At 30.3% G+C, this 20,718-nt stretch carries 23 protein-coding genes and 1 riboswitch; of the genes, 5 read left to right on the top strand and 18 right to left on the bottom strand.

Translation table 11 applies throughout. The features are described from left to right. The 6 genes from dapA to Q0K54_RS13255 all read right to left on the bottom strand — a co-directional run bounded on the left by dapA (position 1) and on the right by Q0K54_RS13255 (position 6,259). The gene (gene dapA, locus Q0K54_RS13280) at positions 1–894 is read right to left on the bottom strand and encodes a 4-hydroxy-tetrahydrodipicolinate synthase (RefSeq protein ID WP_294581959.1); all 894 of its coding nucleotides are present in this window, start codon (positions 892–894) and stop codon (positions 1–3) included. A gap of 11 nt (positions 895–905) precedes the next feature. Continuing rightward, complete coding sequence (locus tag Q0K54_RS13275; RefSeq protein WP_294581958.1) at positions 906–1,373, bottom strand: ACT domain-containing protein; 468 nt, start codon at positions 1,371–1,373, stop codon at positions 906–908. Positions 1,374–1,433: 60 nt separating this feature from the next. Next, positions 1,434–1,608: riboswitch (Lysine riboswitch) on the bottom strand. Between the two features lie 177 nt (positions 1,609–1,785). Next, entirely contained in the window at positions 1,786–3,765 is a 1,980-nt protein-coding gene (locus Q0K54_RS13270; protein WP_294581981.1) for an ABC transporter permease, read from the bottom strand. Beyond that, the gene (locus Q0K54_RS13265) at positions 3,755–4,522 is read right to left on the bottom strand and encodes an ABC transporter ATP-binding protein (RefSeq protein ID WP_294581957.1); all 768 of its coding nucleotides are present in this window, start codon (positions 4,520–4,522) and stop codon (positions 3,755–3,757) included. Before Q0K54_RS13265 ends, Q0K54_RS13270 begins: the two co-directional genes overlap by 11 nt. 67 nt (positions 4,523–4,589) lie before the next feature. Then, a complete protein-coding gene (locus Q0K54_RS13260; protein WP_294581956.1) occupies positions 4,590–5,603 on the bottom strand; it encodes a sensor histidine kinase in 1,014 nt (337 codons plus the stop codon). Then, on the bottom strand, positions 5,600–6,259 hold the full coding sequence (locus Q0K54_RS13255) for a response regulator transcription factor (protein ID WP_294581955.1): 660 nt from the start codon (positions 6,257–6,259) through the stop codon (positions 5,600–5,602). The genes Q0K54_RS13260 and Q0K54_RS13255 overlap by 4 nt, the downstream gene beginning before the upstream one ends. A gap of 131 nt (positions 6,260–6,390) precedes the next feature. Between Q0K54_RS13255 and Q0K54_RS13250 the strand changes: the two genes are divergently transcribed. Then, positions 6,391–6,609, top strand: a complete 219-nt coding sequence (locus Q0K54_RS13250) for a hypothetical protein (protein WP_294581954.1) — start codon at positions 6,391–6,393, stop codon at positions 6,607–6,609. A 32-nt stretch (positions 6,610–6,641) separates the two neighbouring features. On the opposite strand, the gene Q0K54_RS13245 is transcribed toward Q0K54_RS13250, so the two are convergent. The 12 genes from Q0K54_RS13245 to Q0K54_RS13190 all read right to left on the bottom strand — a co-directional run bounded on the left by Q0K54_RS13245 (position 6,642) and on the right by Q0K54_RS13190 (position 17,195). Beyond that, positions 6,642–6,827 (bottom strand): hypothetical protein, encoded by a 186-nt coding sequence (locus Q0K54_RS13245; RefSeq protein ID WP_294581953.1) that lies wholly within the window; start codon positions 6,825–6,827, stop codon positions 6,642–6,644. 20 nt (positions 6,828–6,847) lie between these two features. Continuing rightward, positions 6,848–8,191, bottom strand: a complete 1,344-nt coding sequence (gene mgtE, locus Q0K54_RS13240) for a magnesium transporter (protein WP_294581952.1) — start codon at positions 8,189–8,191, stop codon at positions 6,848–6,850. Between the two features lie 99 nt (positions 8,192–8,290). Then, entirely contained in the window at positions 8,291–9,151 is an 861-nt protein-coding gene (locus Q0K54_RS13235) for a YitT family protein (RefSeq protein ID WP_294581951.1), read from the bottom strand. After that, the gene (locus tag Q0K54_RS13230; RefSeq protein ID WP_294581950.1) at positions 9,148–9,882 is read right to left on the bottom strand and encodes a copper homeostasis protein CutC; all 735 of its coding nucleotides are present in this window, start codon (positions 9,880–9,882) and stop codon (positions 9,148–9,150) included. Before Q0K54_RS13230 ends, Q0K54_RS13235 begins: the two co-directional genes overlap by 4 nt. Before the next feature lie 16 nt (positions 9,883–9,898). Beyond that, the gene (locus tag Q0K54_RS13225; protein ID WP_294581949.1) at positions 9,899–10,999 is read right to left on the bottom strand and encodes a Sapep family Mn(2+)-dependent dipeptidase; all 1,101 of its coding nucleotides are present in this window, start codon (positions 10,997–10,999) and stop codon (positions 9,899–9,901) included. 1 nt (position 11,000) lies between these two features. After that, complete coding sequence (locus Q0K54_RS13220) at positions 11,001–11,957, bottom strand: N(4)-(beta-N-acetylglucosaminyl)-L-asparaginase (RefSeq protein WP_294581948.1); 957 nt, start codon at positions 11,955–11,957, stop codon at positions 11,001–11,003. Between the two features lie 61 nt (positions 11,958–12,018). After that, positions 12,019–12,540 (bottom strand): GrdB-related putative oxidoreductase, encoded by a 522-nt coding sequence (locus Q0K54_RS13215; RefSeq protein WP_294581946.1) that lies wholly within the window; start codon positions 12,538–12,540, stop codon positions 12,019–12,021. Positions 12,541–12,558: 18 nt separating this feature from the next. Further along, a complete protein-coding gene (locus Q0K54_RS13210; protein WP_294581945.1) occupies positions 12,559–13,923 on the bottom strand; it encodes a PTS sugar transporter subunit IIC in 1,365 nt (454 codons plus the stop codon). A gap of 23 nt (positions 13,924–13,946) precedes the next feature. Next, complete coding sequence (locus tag Q0K54_RS13205; protein ID WP_294581943.1) at positions 13,947–14,270, bottom strand: PTS sugar transporter subunit IIB; 324 nt, start codon at positions 14,268–14,270, stop codon at positions 13,947–13,949. A gap of 45 nt (positions 14,271–14,315) precedes the next feature. Further along, complete coding sequence (locus tag Q0K54_RS13200) at positions 14,316–14,636, bottom strand: PTS lactose/cellobiose transporter subunit IIA (protein ID WP_294581941.1); 321 nt, start codon at positions 14,634–14,636, stop codon at positions 14,316–14,318. A gap of 79 nt (positions 14,637–14,715) precedes the next feature. Continuing rightward, the gene (locus Q0K54_RS13195; protein WP_294581939.1) at positions 14,716–15,291 is read right to left on the bottom strand and encodes an RDD family protein; all 576 of its coding nucleotides are present in this window, start codon (positions 15,289–15,291) and stop codon (positions 14,716–14,718) included. Between the two features lie 11 nt (positions 15,292–15,302). Next, positions 15,303–17,195 (bottom strand): PRD domain-containing protein, encoded by a 1,893-nt coding sequence (locus tag Q0K54_RS13190; protein ID WP_294581937.1) that lies wholly within the window; start codon positions 17,193–17,195, stop codon positions 15,303–15,305. Between the two features lie 254 nt (positions 17,196–17,449). Here Q0K54_RS13190 and Q0K54_RS13185 point away from each other — a divergent pair, with 254 nt between their 5' ends. The 4 genes from Q0K54_RS13185 (at position 17,450) to Q0K54_RS13170 (ending at position 20,714) form a co-directional block, all read left to right on the top strand. Continuing rightward, positions 17,450–17,800: an arsenate reductase family protein gene (locus Q0K54_RS13185; protein WP_294581936.1), complete on the top strand. Its 351-nt coding sequence runs from the start codon at positions 17,450–17,452 to the stop codon at positions 17,798–17,800. Beyond that, positions 17,800–18,588, top strand: coding sequence for a zinc dependent phospholipase C family protein (locus tag Q0K54_RS13180; RefSeq protein WP_294581934.1), 789 nt, complete (start codon positions 17,800–17,802; stop codon positions 18,586–18,588). The genes Q0K54_RS13185 and Q0K54_RS13180 overlap by 1 nt, the downstream gene beginning before the upstream one ends. 133 nt (positions 18,589–18,721) lie before the next feature. Then, entirely contained in the window at positions 18,722–19,498 is a 777-nt protein-coding gene (locus Q0K54_RS13175; protein ID WP_294581933.1) for a zinc dependent phospholipase C family protein, read from the top strand. Then, the gene (locus Q0K54_RS13170; RefSeq protein WP_294581931.1) at positions 19,491–20,714 is read left to right on the top strand and encodes an MFS transporter; all 1,224 of its coding nucleotides are present in this window, start codon (positions 19,491–19,493) and stop codon (positions 20,712–20,714) included. Before Q0K54_RS13175 ends, Q0K54_RS13170 begins: the two co-directional genes overlap by 8 nt. Positions 20,715–20,718 lie beyond the last annotated feature (4 nt).

Here is a 20,718-nt window from a genome sequence, read left to right as displayed (position 1 = left end):
TTAAAACCCCAACTTTTCAAATGCATCCATAGCATCAAATAATAATTTTTTATTTTCTTCTGTTGTTTCTACTAATGGTAATCTAACTGTCTCTTTACATACTCCTAAATGAGCTAAAGCCGCTTTAGGCATAATTGGATTAACATCAATAAACAAATAACGACTAACTGGTTCCAAAGCATAAGCCATTTCTTGAGCTCGAGGCAAATCACCTTTTAAAGCTAACTGGGCAAACAATTCTGTTTCTCTTGGATATAAATTTGATAAGACAGAGATAACTCCTTTTCCACCAGCACAAATAAATGGCAAGATATTATCATCACATCCTGAATATAAATCAAAATCCATTCCTTGCGTTTTAGCTAGAACTTCCATGGCATAAGCAATATTATCAGTAGCATCTTTCATAGCCACAATATTTTTGTGTTTTGCCAATTCAACAACAGTATCTACAGTAATATTAATTCCTGTTCGACCAGGAACATTATATAAAATCATTGGAATATCTACTGCATCAGCTATTGTTGTATAATGCTTAATTAAACCACGTTGACTAGTTTTATTATAATAAGGTGTTACTACTAAAATAGCATCAGCACCTTTTTGTTTAGCATATTTAGCTTTAGTTAAAGCAGTAGCTGTATCATTTGATCCTGCTCCGGCAATAACTTTAACTCCAGTACCTTTTGCCATTTCCATCGTAATATCTAATAATTCAAATTCATCATCAATATGAATAGTTGGTGTTTCACCAGTAGTTCCATTAACTAATAAAGCTTGCACCCCACCATCAATCATTCTTTGAACTTGTCTTTTAAATCCTTCATAATCAATGCTTCCATCTTCATGCATTGGTAATACTAGTGCTACCGCACTTCCTTCAAAAATAGCCATAATAACCTCCTCTAATTTAAGTTAAATGCTTCATTTAACTTTTCCATAGCTAAATCTTTCAGTTTACGATCAACAATAAACGAAATAGTTCTTTTTGAAGTCGTAACTTGATAAAAATGTATATTATTTTCACCAAGAATTCTAAATACTGAAGCAGCACCACCTGGTGTTGTTTCTAATAACTTTCCTCCTAGAGCAATTTTAAAATATTTTCGATTTGTGGCAATTTCTAATTGAGGCACTTCATCTTTTAATTTTAAAATAGCCTGGTTTAACTCTTTTTGGTATTTTTCATCTAATGTAATTTCAATTTGCATTGCATCTTCAATCATAACTTGAGAAATCATATCCACGTTAACGCCACAATCACTAATGATCGTAAATATTTTTGCGATAATCATTGGATGTTTAGGAACATTTTTTAGCTGTAATTGGATAATGTTTTCCTCATAGCTCACTGCATCAATAACTTTTTCCATCATTGTCCTCCTTTACAAAAAAAGTTGCAATGAGTATCATTGCAACATAAACAGCGTATGAACAATGATAGCTCACCATTATCTTAAGATAATGACAGTCTTATAGATTTTCTCTATAAGCCCAGAACATAAATAACTGCAATTATTTATTTCTTCGGCGAATGTTCCTCTCCTAATATCTAGTTGCAGCATAATTAATACTAGCTTCTTAACACTTCGCGCCTCTATCCAATATCTGCTTACAATATATCACAATAGATATCATAATACAATATTAATTATACTGTTTTAATCAATGTTTTTAAATAAAAACATTTCCTAATCACTATTATTTATATGCTTATTTGCCAAATTTAGACTAGTTTTTTAAACAAATAAAACTCCAAAACAAATTAATGCTTTGGAGTCAATTTTAATTTTCTTTAATAATATTTTTGCTGCACCAATAAGTAATCACAAAATAGCCACCATAAATCAAAACCAGGAAGATCGCTGTAGTCAAAGTTGCTCTGGTAAGATCTAGTCTTCCTACCGATTCTAACATTAAAGTACAAACTTGTAATCCAAAGATAGAATGAATCAAAGCTAATATTAATGGTAGTAAAAAATAAATAGCGATTTGGATAAAAATTGAATGATTGATCATTTTTTCATCAACCCCGATTTTTCTTAATATCTGATATTTTTCTTTATTATCAATCGCTTGTGATAATTCTCTTAGTGCTAAAATGGCAGCACAGGAAATCAAAAAGACAATTCCAATATATAATCCAATAAAAATAACCATTGCGCCACTACCGGTATTAGCAGTTGCAATTTGAATTTTGGTACTAATGATTAAAGTATCACTAGAATAATCAGTTATCTTTTGATCAATTTCATTTCTTTGATCACGACTTGAAGCATCATAGTTACCAATCAAATAACTTGCATCGATCATCATATTATTAACGGCATTATCTGGTACTACAAAAAATCCCATATCCATTGGACTACTTTGCATCATTAAAAATCCATTTTGACACTGTGTAAATTTACTATGATAAATTTTATCATTTAAAACAATATCCGGTTTTTCCCTAAGCCATAAATTGATCATATTCATGCTATTACTATAATTACCAACAACAACATATTCATTATCATTTAAATTATATTCCGGTAGATGATATAATTTTGCTACCTGATTATAATCGCCGACTTTAACAATTCGCTGCGTTTCATTTAAGAAAGATTCACTAACATCACTATATATATTTCCATAAGTAGTGCCATAAGTCAATTGAGAGCTATAATACGTATTAAAAGAATAACTTGCTGATAAATCAGCTGAAATATCTATTTGATGATTCTTTAAATATTGTTCTACTGTAATATTATTAGCTTTAGTATCAATATACATACAAACGTCTGCTGGAGCCAGCTGATCAATTTCTTCATTAGCAGTATTATTTAAAGCTACAGCACTAGAAAAAATACAAATGGTCAAAAATAATAATAAGCAAATAACAGTTGATGATAATACAGCCGTATTGATTTTACTGCTGATTTGTTTGATTGTAAAACTATTCAAACGTTTAAAATAAGTGTTTTTCTTTAGTTTGATAAAATATAATAATAAACCAGCTAATGACCTATAAATTAAATATGTTGCCAAGGCTCCATAAATCATTTGTAAAATAACGGAGAAGAAACTAACTAAACTAGAAGCATTGCTGGTGACATTATAATAAGCATAAGATAACAGTAATACCGCGATGATAAAAACAATTATACAAATCCCCGGATTTTTAATTCTAATCATTTCACTTTGTTGATGCGATACAATTAATTGTAATAACTGCTGGCGATTTACTTGAATTGTATTAAAAACAATTACCAGTAAATACATAATTCCAAAATATAAACAGCTTTTAAACAACGCATTAGTCGACAAAACGAAAGTAAACTGCTGCATATCAGCTTCAAACATATTGGCAACGACAATTGACATGATCTGGGATAAACCAATTCCTACAATTAAACCCATAACTAAAGAAATCAAACCAATAATAATAGTTTCAAAAATTAATATTTTAGAAACCTGAAACTTAGACATTCCTAATGTCAGGTAAATTCCAAATTCTCTTTTTCTTCGTTTCATTAAAAATCGATTGGCATAAACAATTAAAAAACCTAAAACAAACGAAACAAAAATACTAACCCCAGATAAAATATTATTCATCATTTTAACGATATCTTTAGCCGTATCATTAATTTGTAACATCACACTCTGGGTTTCTAAAGCATTAAAAATATAAAAAATAGCCACCCCTAAAATTAATGTTACAAAATATATCGCATAATCTTTAAAACTCTGTTTAATATTTTTGATTGATAAATTAAATAACATCACTGATATCGCCTCCTAATAAAGAAACAACATCAATAATCTTATTGAAAAACTCTTTACGACTAGATTCACCCCGATTAAATTCATTAAAAATCTTACCATCTTTAATAAAGACAACTTTTGAGGCATAGCTGGCACTAAAGGCATCATGCGTTACCATCAAAATTGTTGCCTTTAAATCTTGATTCAATTTTGTCAAGCTTTCAAGTAGCATTCGCGAACTTCTTGAATCTAAAGCGCCAGTCGGTTCATCGGCCAGGATCAATTCAGGATTAGTAACAATTGCTCGACCGCAGGCAATTCGCTGTTTTTGTCCTCCTGACATTTCATAAGGATATTTGTCTAAAACTTCTGTAACATCTAATATTTTAGCGATTTGTAAGACTTTTTGATTAATTGTCTTATATTTAAGACCTTGAATTTGCAGAGCTAAAGCGATATTTTCATATCCTGTTAAAGTGTCTAAAAGATTAAAATCTTGAAAAATAAAGCCTAGTTCTTCACGACGAAATTGATTTAATTTATTTCCTTTTAATTTAGTAACATCTTGTCCTTTTAAATAAATATGACCACTAGTTACCCTATCTATTGTTGAAACTAAATTTAATAAAGTTGTTTTCCCGGAACCACTAGAACCCATGATGGCAATAAATTCGCCTTTATTAACGGTTAAAGATAAATTACTAATAGCTCTAGTAAGATTACTCTTATTTCCATAATACTTGCTTATTTTTTCAATCTTTAATATCTCTTCCATAAATCCATCTCCTTTACAATTTTATTATAGAAAAAAGTAATTCCTACTAACATTGATTAGTCTTACATTAGCTTACAACATTGTAATATTGATTATCATTAAAATAAATAGTTACTTTGGTATATTTACCCACCTTTGATTCTATTTTGATTTGATGACCTAATTTATCACATAACTCTTTAACAATATATAAGCCCATTCCTGTAGCACTACCGACAATTCGACCATTTTCTCCCGTAAAGGATTTATTAAAAACATAGGGAAGATCACTTTTTTTAATTCCAATACCATTATCAATTATTTCCAAGGCAATAGTATTTTGGTTATCAATAATTTTAAAACCTATTTGACGATGATCATCACGACAATATTTAATACTATTACTGACAATTTGATTAATTATAAACTCTAACCATTTACTATCACTTAAAACCTGTTTTTCAATCTCACTGATATTAATTTTTATTTGATGATATAATAAACTATCTTGATTTTTTTTTATAACATTTTTGATAATCGTCGCCAAATCGCATTTTTTAATTAAATAATCTTTTTCACTGTTTCCTAGTCTCGAATAATACAAAACCAGCTCAACATTATTTTCAATCCGATTAATTTGATTTTTTAATTTCCGAGTATCCTTTTCCTGGTTATAAATCATTAATTTCGTACTAGCAAGCGGTATCTTAACTTCATGGATCCATAGTTCGATATATTCTTTAAAATCATGTAATTGTTCCTGATATTTTCCAATTTCTTCATACATTGATTTATCAATTTCATACAATGAATCATACATGATCTTTCCCTCTAAAAAAGCCGGCTTTTTCATTAATTCAATAATTAAACACTTTTTATCCAACTTTTCTAACTTAAATAAAAAATCCTGATAAAACCCTTTACGACGATAATAATCAATTTCTATACTTACTAATAAAAACAACAACATTACAATTATTATGGCAGTTATTAAAGTAGCCGGTACTCGATACATCACTAATAAAAAAACCACAACTATTATCATAGTTATAAAAATCATGATCAGTAAAATTCGATCTTTTAAATAATCAATCAATTTCATATTAATATATAACCCTGATCCCTTCTAGTTTCAATTACATCATATAAACCAATCTTCTCTAGTTTCTTTCTTAATCTAGTAACATTAACCGTCAAAGTATTATCATCAATAAATTTATCAGTTCCCCATAAATAATTCATAATATCATCTCTAGTAACTATTTTTCCCTGATTAATAACTAAAAAATAAAAAATTCCCATTTCATTTTTAGACAATAACAATTCTTCATCATCTTTTTCCAGCGTACTTTTTAATAAATTAATTTTAATATCCCGATAACTTAATTTAGGTTCCTTTTTATTTAAACGCTTCATCAAAGCTTCAATTCTTAATAATAAGATCGTTGGATTATAGGGCTTAGTAATATAATCATCAACTCCATAGCTATAAGATAAAATTTCATCAATTTCACTATCTTTACTAGTTACCATTATGACCGGAATATCGGAAACTTCTCGTAATCTTTTTAATAACTGCTGACCATTTAAATACGGAATCATAATATCCAACAAAATTAAATCAGGATCAATTTCTAAAATTCTAGTCAAGGCATTTTTAAAGTCCGCTAAAATAATGCCCTGATAACCATTATTATCTAACAACTTTTTTAATTCATCTCTTAATTGAACATCATCTTCAACAATTAATATCTTCATGATTTTCACCACCTGGTCTTATTATAACTAATTAATACTTATTTTTGTTTTATTCTTACAAAATTGTCACCTAATTCATTTGCATTATTGAATTATGGTGACTATAATATTATCTTACTAGGAGTGATTATATGTTTAAAAAATTTGACAACAATAATATTACTAACCATGACAAAAATTTAGATTATATTCAAGATAATTATCCGGAATTATTAGATGATTATATTGATATTTTTGAAAACTGTGTTTTTGCCAGTAATGATGGTGTTGAGATTGAACCTGAAGATATGATTGAAGTAATAAAAATTGTGAAGAATTTTAAAGATAAACAGTATAAGGAATTAAATTAAAAGCTGCAACGAACTACGTTACAGCTTTTTGCTTATTTTTCTTCCTTTTTCCCTTTATTCATAACTTTATTAAATAATTTTTCTGTTTCTTCAAACTGTTTTAAAATTGCTTCATTACTAGGTCTAGTTACTTTAGGTTGTTTTTCATCAACTAAGATCTGTAGATTACGATCAATATTTTTTAATAAAACAATAATTTCATCTAATTTTTCTTCCATTTTTTATCTCCTTAACATTTTTATATTAAATATGGTAAAAAGGCTGTTGCCAATCCTAAAAAGAAAAAGAATCCTAAAATATCAGTAACTGTTGTAACAAAAACCCCGCTGGCTAAAGCCGGATCAACTTTTAGTTTATCTAAAATAACTGGAATGAAATAACCAGCAATATTAGCTAAAATCATATTTAAAAACATCGCTATTCCAGTTACTAAACCAAAAATTGGATTTCCTTCAAATAACATTGAACCAATTGCTACTAACACACCAATGATTGTGCCACTACAAATACCAACGATTATCTCTTTTAACATAATCTTGATTGCATTAGCTCTAGTCATTTCCCCAAGTGACAGTCCTCGTACCACGATGGTTAAAGTTTGGGTTCCAGCATTACCACCCATTCCCGTTACAATTGGCATAACAGTAGCCAACGTTACTACCTGGGCAATCGTTCCTTCAAAAAAACTAACAACCGAAGCAGCCATGACGGCAGTAAATAAATTGATGATCAGCCAGGGAATCCGACTTCTAAAGGACTCTAAAATAGTTGAATCAAGTCGTTCTTCTGAGTTAACTCCACCTAATAAATTAATATCTTCAGTATTTTCCTCTTGGATGATATCAATGATATCATCGAATTCAATTACACCCAATAAGTGATCCGCTTCATCAACAACCGGCATCATGATAAATCCATATTTTTTAAACTTACGCGCTACTTCTTCTTGATCAACGTTATAAAGAACTGTTTTAACATTAGGATTAGTAATATCAATCATCTTGGTATCAAAAGTACTACTAACAATGTCTCTTAATGAGACAACGCCTTTTAAAACATTTTGTGAATCAACCACATATAAATAATAAGTTGTATCTTCTTCAGTATTTTCTTGAAGATATTTTAAAGTCTTTTCAACCGTATTTCCAGCTCGAATACTAATATATTCCGTCGTCATGATTCCACCAGCTGTATCTGGTTCAAATGTTAATAATCGTTCAACATCTTCTTTATCATCTTGATCCATCTTATTGAAAATATCTTGTTTTTCATCGTCCTCTAACTCACTGACCATATCGGTAAGTTCATCTTTAGACATTTCATCAAGAATTTCTCTTTGCTTATTATCACTAAATAATTTCAATAATTCATATTGCTCATCTTCATCATCTTCTTCTTCGATGATATTGGCAATAACATCATTTGGTAGATGATCGATTAATTTTTTAATATTTTCTTCATCTTCATGAAGTAAATCTAAAAGATCAGCCGGATGAATTTTAGAAATGGTCTTTTTTATTTTTGTAACATCTTCACTTAATAATATTTCTTTTAATTCATCGCGAGTAATATTTTTGCTCATAATATCCCCCCAACTTATAACAACAAGGACATTGTATCATAATAATTAGAGTTTTAAAGCATAATTTTTGATTGCTAAAAGGACTGTTTAAAAACAGTCCTAGTCTAATGGAGCCTGATAAAAACCTCCAATAAAATTTTCAGTTGGAATTACGTTAATTATCGCTTTACTATCAAATTCATGTAGTAATTGAACAATATCTTGAACCTCATAAGCAGAAACAACCGTATGCAATAAACTCATTGGTTCTTTACTATAACCACCATAACCGTTTAATACTGATACACCATGGCGATATTGTTTAATATAAGCAGCCACCAGTTTTTCTGGTTCTTTAGTTGTGATTTGTAAAGTAACTCGTTTATATCGCTGATAAAAGGATGAAATGGTTCTAGTTGAAATAAATTGAAAAACAATCGAGTACCCAGCATAAATCCAACCAAACATATAACCAAAAATACATAAAATACAAGTATTAAAGATAAATACGTATCCCCAAATAGATTTCCCGCTTTTATTAGATACATATAATGCAATAAAATCTGTTCCCGCTGTTGACGCATTTCCTTTTAAAGCAATAACTGTCGCAATTCCATAAACAAAACCACCAAAGCAAACATTTAAGATAATGTCGTCAAATAGTGGTGGAAAGCTACATACTTGTAACAAAAAGCTTGTTAGAAAGACCTGACAAAGTGATGAAATAACAAATTTTTTTCCAATACTTTTATAACAAAGAATAGCAACCGGTAAATTTAAAACAATCATTCCAAGTGATGTAGAAAAACTAAAACCATACAAAGAAGTAATTCTTTCAATTAAAATTGCTACTCCAGTAAAACCACTAGATAATAAATTGGCTTGGTTTACAAATACTTTAATCGCATAAGTTTGTAAAAACGATGAAGCGATTACTGCAACGATAGTTACTAAATATCGAAACCAGACTTTCTTTTTCATAATCCTAATTTTACTAATTGCTTAACTAAATCTAAACTTACAACATCATAATCATCACGATGACCCTCAGGTCCATAGCAGTAATTAACATCTTTACCACTGGTAGTTAAATCAGTTCGCCAAGTTTTACAAGATGAATGGATTTGCTTGATCTTAGCTGTTTCCATTATTTCTTTAGCATTAGTTGCATTAACGCCACTACCAGCTAATATTTCAATTTTATCACCATATTGTGCTTGTAATTCTTTAATTAATTCAATTCCATCAAGTGCCTTAGCTTTTAAACCACTAGTAAGAATTCGATCAACCCCTAGTTCAATTAATGATTCAATACTTTGATAAGGATCATTAACACAATCAAAAGCTCGATGAAAAACGGCTGTTTTACGATATTTTTTACATAGTGCTACAAACTCTTTTGTTCTTTCTAAATCAATTTGATGATTTTCATGTAGAAAACCAAAAGCTAATCCATCACAGCCCGCTTCTAATAAATCTTTAGCTTCTAAGAGCATTTGACGGTATTCATATTTATCATAACAAAATCCAGCCGCGCGAGGTCGTACCATGCAAATTACCGTTAATTTAGTATTAGCTTTGACCATTTTTAATGAAGCTACACTTGGTGTTAAACCGCCCAAATGTAAAGCACTGTTTAATTCAATTCGTGTAGCACCGCCATTATAAGCGTTCATGGCATCTTCATAACTACCACAACATATTTCAATCATTCGTTTTCCCTACTTTCTATTTTGCTAGATAATACAGACTTAAAGCATAAATTTTAGCATTAGTGATTATATCTTCAATTGTCATCCATTCATTAGGCTGATGCCCAATTCCTTTTTGACCTGGAAATGAAGGACCAAAAGGAACAATATTAGGCATTAATTTGGCATATGTTCCTCCAGTTGTAGTTACTGGGGTTCCATCATTACCAGTTACTTTTTCATAAGTATAAACTAATGTTTTAACTAGTTGACAATCTTTTTCAAACTTAACTGGATTATAATTATCAATCAATTCAACTTTAAAATCACTAACTGCTTTTTTAATATTATTGACTATTGTCGCTACCGTTACATTAGCGGGATAACTGATACTAAATTGAATACCTGGAGCATCATCTAATAATAATTGATAATTTCTAACTTCAAGTAATCCAAATTCATCATCTTTAAAGTCGATATTAAAACGTTCCCCGTTATTTTTAGCATTTAAGATATATTCGTTTACCAAAGTGAAAAATTCACTTAATTTTTCCTTTTCACCACTAATCTTGACGACAGCTCGTCCTCTTTCACCATAGACAACGGGATATTTACAATCAGGAGTAAATCCCATCAGCGGTGGTTGTTCTTTAGATAAATAGTATTTTAAATCTTCGAATCCTGTTTCTTCATCACAGCCAAAAATAATTCTAACTTGATGTTTTAATTTGATATTTAATTCTTTTAAGGCATATAAAGCAAATAAACAAGCTAGAATTGGCCCTTTATTATCTAAAATTCCCCGACTATAAATTGTTCCATTTTCGATGTAACCACTAAATGGTGGCTGTTTCCAGCCAGTTTGCACAGGAACGACATCTAAATGACCAATAGCACAAATATAATCATTGCTTTTTCCATAACTGGCATAACCAATATAATTATCGATATTAGTTGTCTCAAAACCTAATGAATCAGCTAAATTCAATGTTTTTACTAAAGCCTCTTTAACTCCAGTCCCAAATGGAGCATCTGTCGTAGCTGGTTGTTCAACACTATCAATTTTGACTATATCAATGATGCTGTCAATCATCTGTTTAGAGATTTCATCTATTTTAGTTAATATTTCTGTTTCCATTTTATTTTTCTTCTAATGGAGCCATTCTTGTTGCCATATAGTTATCTAGCCATTCTTGACTGGCAACTGTATGCACACATTTACCATCAATATTTTCAGTTAGATAAACAGTTGGCTTTTCATTAGCAGTAGCTACCGCAAAAGAAAAACCTTCAATATTAGTGGCAACACCCCATTCTCCTTTATTATTCATTGCTACTAAGGACATATCACCCGCTTTACCACGGCGTTGTTTTAATTCTAAATCAAAATCATTAACTGCTTTTTCACAGGCTGCTTGTGGGTGCATTCCTTCTTTCATTAAACGCACAATTTCATAAGCTACGCAGCCTTTCATTACATCTTCACCAAGTCCGGTCGCACTAGCACCACCAACTTTACTGTCAACATAGAATCCAGATCCTGAAATTGGTGAATCACCAACACGACCAGCTTTTTTCATAAATAACCCACTTGTTGAAGTGGCCGATGTCATTTTACCGTGATCATCTAAACAAACCATCCCAACTGTATCATGCCCGGCATATGGTTTAATTTCTTGTTCTTTTACTTCTTTAACTCGATTACGATAGTGAATCTTAGCTCGGTCAGTTAACATGTTTTTACGTTCAAAACCTTCTTTATGAGCAAATTTTTCTGCTCCTTCACCAACTAATAAATTATTAACTTTTTCTTTTGATAATCTTCTAGCGATACTTACAGGATTAGCATAATCTTTAATTGCCGCTACTGCGCCAATATCTAAAGTATCCCCATCCATATAAGCCGCATCTAATTCTACTTCCATTTCTTCATTTGGTAAGCCACCATAACCGACTGATTTATAATATGGAAAATCTTCAACTTCTTTTACAGCTGTTTCAATAGCATCACCAGCATCGCCACCAGCAGATAGTATATCACTGGCTTTACTAATACCTTCTAAGGCCATTCTCCATGTTGCAATAATACCCCACATTTTTTATTTCCTCCTTTGATTTTGATAAAAGGATGCTTAATAAAGCATCCTTTTTTATAACTTAGAAACAATACTTTGAAGTAATTGAATTTAGATCTTCTTTATCTGTCAAAGCTTTTGCTAATTTACACATTCCATCTAATGCTTCATTTAAACCAGTGCCACCTTTTTTTGGTGTCTTTACAATATGAACTTTATCTTTAAATTCATTAATTGTTTCTACATTTTCAATCGACATTGCAGCAAAAGCTGGAACGTCTGTTGTCTGGTTAATATCATAAGCAATATTTGCTGCCATCTTACCATAGCCCAAGTAATTAAAAGCTGGTCCACACATGACAACATCAGGTTTTAATTTATTAACCATAGCACAAAGTTTACGACTTACTTCTTTAGGATTAGCTTCATAAAATCCATCACCACAATACAGACAAGCAACAACGCGACCACCGACTTGTTTTAAATATGGTTCCATCATAATTGCTGGCCCCACCGGATCTTTGGTTGCTCCTAAAGGAATCATATGATCATCTTTAATTCCAGCGCCTGATTGAATTTGATCATAAATCATAATTACTTTCATAATATATTGCCTCCTTTATTATAAATCATCAAATGATAAATCTTCTAGAGAAATATCATCATCTTCGTCTTCTTCTATCGCATTTGCTTCATCAATTAAGTATTGTTTATCCATAATCTTAATGAATGGCATATAGATAAAGATTCCAACTACTAACAAGATGGCCTGTAAAATAGCTCCAACCCAGTTAGTAGCTAAAAAACCTGAAATGACAACTGGTGTCGTCCATGGAATTTGCACCCCACTACAAATTGGTACGATGTCCATCGCCATTGCAAAATATGAAATAATAATATTTATTGTCGGTACTAAAACAAATGGAATTAACATCGTTGGATTTAATACGATTGGAAGTCCAAAAACAATTGGTTCGTTGATTCCAAAAATACCTGGTACTAATGCTAATTTTCCTAATTCAGTAATTCGTTTAGATTTACAGAATAATAACATGGCAATAATCAATGATAATGTTGATCCACAACCACCAAATGTAGCAAATAAATCTTGGAATTGTTGACAAATAATATGACCTTCACCAACTCCAGTTCTAAAGAATTCTAAGTTTTCAACTGCTAATGTTTGTAAAATTGGATTAAATACAGCTCCAACTACAGAACCACCATTTACTCCAAAGAACCAGAATAAATGTAAGAAAATATAAGCAATAACCATGGCACCTAAAGTATCTCCAAGGTTTAATAATGGTGTTTGTAAGAATTCAAAAATAATTTGGAATACGTTTGTTCCTAAAAAACCAAATAATAAGTTGATGGCAAAGAATACTGCCATTACCACAACAGCTGGAATCAACGCAGCGAATGATTGTTCAACTGTAGGTGGTACCCCTTTAGGCATTTTAATTACCCAACCTCTTTTTTCAACCCAAGCATAAATATGCACAGCCACAAAAGATACAATAATTCCCACAAAGATACCTTTGGCTCCGACCCAGCCAAGTGGTAATCCTGATAAGCTGGCAGCAACTTCTTCACCACCAACAGTAACAGTACCTTCAACTGTATATGGCATGATCAAAAACCATGACATAATGGCAACAGCCGCCCCGAAGATTTTATCAGTCTTCATTTGACGAGCAAACGAATAAGCAATCCCCACTACCGCAAAGATAGCCATGATATCAAAAGTTGCACTTGATGGCTTACTGATAAAAGACGCTAATGTTTCACCTGTATTTGAATTAATAACTACTGATTCTAACCAATCAGTCCAAGCAGTAATTGGAAAGTTTCCAATTAATAAGAAAATTGACCCGGCAATCAATAATGGCGTTGATACTAAAAAACCATCACGAATGGCAACTAAGTATTTATTACGCCCAATGGCCTCTGCTAGAGGCATCAAAACTTTTTCAAGTTTTTTCATCATAGTTATTTTCCCTCTTTCTGTTATTTTTTATTTCCTTTGATTAATTTAACGGCCATTTTAAGCACTTTTTCACCATTCATCATTCCATAATCACCTTGATCAATTACGGCAATTGGAATACCCTGACTTCCAAATTGAGCCACTGTTTCATCGTACATGTACTTAACTTGAGGACCTAATAAAATACAATCAGGACGATCATTGTTGATGATTTCCTCTAATTTGTTGTGTGGAAAAGCAGCTACTTTAATTGGTAACTTGTATTGATTAGCAACATCTTGCATATTACTTGCTAACATACTAGTAGACATTCCAGCACTACAAAATAAATAAACTTTTTTCATTTTTTAACCTCCCTTAATTTTTTTATAATAGTATTTACATACTTATTATTTTTCTAATGCGGCAATTTTTTCATTTAACTTAATGATTTCTAATGCCATAACTTTGATTGTTTCTGCTGACATCAATTGATCTTCAGCATGCATCAATAATAATGTTGGTACTACATGTTCACCACTGGCTTCTTTTTGAATCAATTCACCATGGGCAGTGTGACCCCCATTAAATGACTCTTCACCTTCTTTAATTTTGGCTTTAGCCAACTCGATATTTCCATCACTGGCAGCTTTCATTGCTTCAATATAACTAGATTTAGCCATTCCTACTGCCGAAATAATCTTAAAGCTTACTAATTCTAATCCTTCCATCTTCACATCTCCTTATAGTAACATTATAAATTTTATTTCTTCAAAATTGTGACCAGTCCTTCTTCCTAGCTTTAGGAAATTATTTACAATCAACTACCTTAGTATTACCAATATAATCATGTAAAGCCCGATGTTCACCTTTGAACAAATACAACAATATACTAATAATCGTAACTGCAAAGCCCAAATACATCAGTGGGGTAACAAAATTGACCTGCGTTATGATGGTAAGTACTTCATGGAAAATCGCACTGGCAGTTACTAAAACCCCTTCAATAACTATCATTCCTAGTAATTGTCGTAATAAAATATTTTTAATGGTGATTGGTTGATCATCATTTTGAATAATTTTTATTTTACAAATTCGTTTACCCGGTGTCTGTCCTGGATAAATAAACGTTGGGATAACAACAAAATAAAAAATAGCAAAAACAATTGCCAATAATCCGGCAATAACACCAAATGGCTGTTTAAAATCGACAATATTTTGATCTAACATTGTTCCACTTAATTTTTGAGAAGTAATAGCGATTGGAATAGCCGTACATAAACCACCTAAATACCAATCAATAATGTAACTAATAAATCTTCTTGTCATTGAAGCATCAACATAGTGATACTTTTTCTTTTTAATTCTATTTCTTTTCTTAGACATATCTTTCTCCTTTATTCAATTACCTGTTTAATAAAATCTTGATAATTTCTTACTTCTAATAACTGTCTAAATTTACCAGGATCACTAACCATACTACTTAACCAATCAAAAAATATCTTTAATAGATGGTTATCAGTATCCCTTATGGCCAGCAATAAAACTAGCTTGACATCATAATCGCCCCATTTAACGGGTTTATCTAAGATCATAACTGAAATACATGATTCCTTTGATGTTATTTCAATTGAATGGGGAACAGCAAAACCATTGACAAATGATGTTGCGGAAACTGCTTCGCGTTTAAAAACATCGTCTTTATATTGCTCACTGGCTAAACCTTTACTAATCAATTCATCACATAGATAATCTATAATTGCCGTTGAGCTAGGCATTTGGTTTTTAAAGTGAAATAAATCTGGTCGCATCAATTCATGAATCAAAGCAATGAAATCTTCATGATAGCGCTGTTTATCTAATAAATTTAAAGCCTGGAAAACTTTACTTTCATCTTCATAATTAATAAACAAGGTAACTTGAACTGTTAATATATTTAAATTATGTTTTAATGGCACTGTGGTAATAATCAAATCTGGTTCTAATCTTTTAATCATTGATTCTTCAAAAAAACCAAATTGTTGAACAATTACCATTCTTTCTTCAAATCTAAGTTTTAACTTATCAATACACATCTTCGATAACATTTGATTATGGGGTATGATCACAACAGTTCGAAAACGTTTGATTGAATTAACTCGATCATAGGCAGCTCCTAGATGCAAGGCTAAAAATGATAATTCATTTTCATTAATGGTAATATGACAAATTTCAGAAATAACTTCGCCCGTTCTTACTGCCATTTCAAAGACTAATGGATATTTTCGTTTGATTTCCTGTAAATAAACATTAGTAATCGTTACATTATTTTGTTGCCGTTCTAACAATAATTCTAAATGCATTTCTAAACCTAATTTAAAATCTTTATCTTTAGAAAAATCGATATCAAAATATTCTCTAACTTGCTTTATTACTGCCATAACGATCTGACTGGCTGTTAAATTATACTGTTTGGTTACATCATCTTTTTGATAATCGCCAATCAATAACTTAGCAAATAACTCCACTTCGTCTTCTACTAGTTCAATATCAATCATTTGACTAACTCGTTTAAAAAATTCATATGAAATCTGATATTCTATTTTCTTTTCTAAATTATGGTTACTTTGTTTGCCAATATAATTACGATTAATGATTCTTTCAAACGCTACACCAGCATGAATCATGATCATTGGAAAATCAATCTCACGAATATGATAACTATAGTTATCGCAAACATCTTCTAAAATATCTTTAACTTCCAATAAATTAAAATCACTCCACAATTCGGCAATCGAATTTAAATTCATGAAATTCCCATGAGTTTCTTCAGTTAATAACTGTTTATATAACTTTCTTTTATCCGATTCTTTTCCTTGCAGGCTAATATAATTTTTAGAGCGAACTAGTTTAAGACTAGGATAACTGCTAATAATTTTACGAATTTTTTTAATATCATTATCAATTGAATAACCACTGACAAATACCTGATCTTGTAAAGCAATTAAATTTATTTCATTGCTTTTAAATAACAATTGTCGAATTATATAAACACAACGCTCTCTTGAAGTTTGAGGAATAATTTCTTTAGTTTCAATATCTTGTTTAAAAAGTAACGCTTCATCAATTTGATAACCTAAGCGACGATTGGATTTAATTAATAAACAATCATAATATTTATTAATAGCCCCAATATCAAAACGAATTGTTCGATCAGATACATTTAGCATCTGTGCCAATTCTTTTCCGGTAATCCATGTATTATAATTAGTTAAAATATCAATAATTTGATTTTGTCGATTGCTTAGCATCTATATCAAATACTACTTGAAATATGGACAGCCCTTAGTCTAGTAGTAATCTTCTCCCTTCATAATATTTATTGCGTTATATAAGCCTTTGTATTTCCACAATAGACAACGCTAATTTTATCCTTTATTAAAATAACATATTTACATTTTTTTAAACCGCAAACAAATTTCCTAACTAATAGGAAGACAAATATTTTAGCATAATATTTCAATTATCTTTACAAATGTTGTAAACTATTTTTGAGGTGAAAATTATGTTGAAATTTATCGAATACCCTAAATGTAGTACTTGTAGAAAGGCCAAAAAATATTTAGATCAATTGGGTTTAGAACATGAAGATCGTCATATTGTTGAAGAAAAACTAAATAAAGAAGAACTACTAGCTTTATATCAAAAAAGTGGTCTACCACTTAAACGCTTTTTTAATACATCTGGTTTAAAATACCGGGAATTAAATTTAAAAGATAAACTATCATCACTATCTGAAGATGAACAATTAGAATTATTAGCTAGTGATGGGATGTTAGTAAAACGACCAATTGTCGAAACTGAAAATAAAGTTTTAGTTGGATTTAAAGCTAGTGAGTATGATTTACTTAAATAATGCCTGCTGCTTATAGTCACTATCGTCTAGGAAAAATGGTTCTGGCGAAACTTGACGATCAATTACAAAATCTAATTAAAAATAATCTTGATTATTATAATATTGGTCTCCATGGCCCTGATATCCTATTTTATAATCGTCCTTATCTTCATAGTCGGATTAATCGCCTGGGAAGTAAAATGCATCGTAAAACAGCTCGAACTTTCTTTGAACCAGCAATTAAAATTATCAAAGACAGTAAAAATGAAGCCCAGTTAGCTTATTTATGTGGATTTATTTGTCATTTTATTCTTGATAGTAATTGTCATGGTTTTATTGATGATATTATTAATCGAACTAAAGTTACTCATTTTGAAATTGAAACTGAACTTGATCGTGATTTTATGATTGAAGATGGCTTAGATCCTCTAAGAACTCATTTAACTAATCATATTAAAGTTAATGATGAAATTGTTGATAATATTGCTATCTTTTTTAATGGTGCCAGCAAGAAAGATATTTATAAAAGTTTAAAGGGATTTAAATTTTATGATCGCTTACTGGTAGCTCCTCAGTTATATAAACGAGGATTGATTTATTTAGTTTTAAAAATCACTTTTACTTTTAAAAGATTTCAAGGATTTGTGGTAAATTACAAGCCAAATTCCAAAATTACTACGGATATCAAAACTTTAAAACAATTATTTGATCACAGTATCGATGAATCGGTAACTTATATTGAACAATTTATAACTACTATAAAAAATAATGAACCATTAGATAATCGATTTAATCGAAACTATAAATAGACATTGATGATGTCTATTTTTTATAAACTGATATAATAGGTATTAAAACAATAAAATATTACAAAAGTTTAACGATTAAATCTAGATATCTTAAGATATCATCTTTATAATTATTCAAGTAGGAGGTTTCTTTATGCCCGCAAATTATGCTCACTACCAATTTGGAAATCTTGTCTTAAAAAAGATCAATAACGACAAGATTGTTTCTATTATCGAAAATAACCGTGGTTATTACAATATTGGCTTACAAGGACCAGATATCTTATTTTTTTATCATCCTTTAAAAAGTAATTTTGTCAATGAACTAGGTAATCAAATGCATCAAAATATTGCTCGAGATTTTTTTGAAAAAGCACTCGAAATAATTGATAGCGATGAAGCTAAATTAGCTTATATTTTTGGTTTTATCAATCATTATATTCTTGATAGTGAATGCCATAGCTATATTGAAAAAGTTGTTGAACATAAAGAGGTTAGCCACTATGCTATCGAACGTGATTTAGATTTTAATTTAATTAATCGTTATCATGATCAATTAAATTATCGAGTAGCTAGAAATATGCTAATCAATCATCAAAGTGCTAAAACTATTGCACCATTTTTTAATTTAGTTCCGGATACGATTTTAACCGCTTTAAAATCATTTCGACGTTTTACTGGTTTATTTGCCTGTAAAAACAAAATAAAAAGACAAATATTAATAAAAGGTATGCAACTAGTTAAAGCTAACACTTATAGTGATATGGTGATGCAAGATAAAGTCGATGATAGAATTATAGATGATATTAATTTTCTGCTTAATCTATTTGATCAAGCAACAAATATTGCAGCAAAGGAGATAATCGGTTATTATGATAGTTTAATTAATAAAACTAAAATATCTGACCGATTCAATTACAATTATGAATAAACTAACAAAACTAGAAAAATATTGGGTCTTATATGATGTTGGAAATTCCGCCTTTGTCTTACTAGTATCTACTATTATTCCAATTTATTTTAAAAATTTAGCTACTAGTGCTGGAATATCATTAAGTGACTCAACCGCTTATTATAGCTATGCTATTTCAATTGCAACTTTAATCGTTGCCTTTGCCGGTCCCGCTTTAGGAAGTATCGGAGATCGTAAAAATTTAAGAAAACCAATTTTTACTTTTTTTATGATGATGGGCGTTTTAAGTTTAGCCGCAATGGCAATACCAGTAGGGTGGATTGCTTTTCTAGCAATATTTATCATTGCTAAAACTGGTCTATCAACGAGTTTAGTTTTCTATGATTCGATGCTAGTCGATGTAACGACTAATGATCGAGTTGATATGGTTTCTTCTCATGGTTATGCCTGGGGATATATTGGCAGCTGTATTCCTTTTACCATCAGCTTATTATTAATTTTAGGAGCTGATACAATTGGTCTAACAACTATTCAGGCCATGTCAATTGCTTATTTGATGAATGCTCTTTGGTGGCTTTTAGTAACTATTCCATTGTTGAAAAATTATCATCAAGTTAATTATACTACTAAAAAGGAACCAATCTTTGGTAATTTAAAAAGGGTATTTAATGATATTAGAAAGAATAAAAAAGTTTTATTTTTCTTAATTGCCTTTTTCTTTTATATCGATGGGGTTTATACAATTATTGAAATGGCAACCTCTTATGGAAAAGATGTTGGTATCAATGATAATAGCTTATTATTAGCTTTACTATTAACTCAAGTTGTTGCCTTTCCATTTTCATTATTATTTGGAAAATTATCAAAAAAATATTCAGTAAAGAATTTAATCATTACTTGTATCATTGGTTATTTTTTAATTGCTGTATTTGCATTATGGTTAGATACAGCTTGGAAATTCTGGTTATTAGCCGTTTTTGTAGCTGTTTTCCAAGGAGCAATCCAAGCTTTATCGAGATCTTATTTTGCTAAAATTGTCCCAGATGAACAGGCCAGTGAATATTTTGGGGTTTTTGATATTTTTGGAAAAGGAGCTTCTTTTATGGGAACTTTGTTAATGGGAATTATTACTCAGATTACTGATAATTCACGTTATGGAGTTGTCGTAATTGCCCTTATGTTTTTAATTGGTGGTTTAATTTTTAAAACTAAATGTCAAGAAATTAAGGACTAAAAAG

It is taken from the genome of uncultured Thomasclavelia sp. (assembly GCF_944324745.1).
Taxonomy (GTDB): Bacteria; Bacillota_I; Bacilli_A; order Erysipelotrichales; family Coprobacillaceae; genus Thomasclavelia.
The sequence above is the reverse complement of the archived record's forward strand: the minus strand, read 5'-3'. Positions and strand labels throughout refer to the sequence as shown.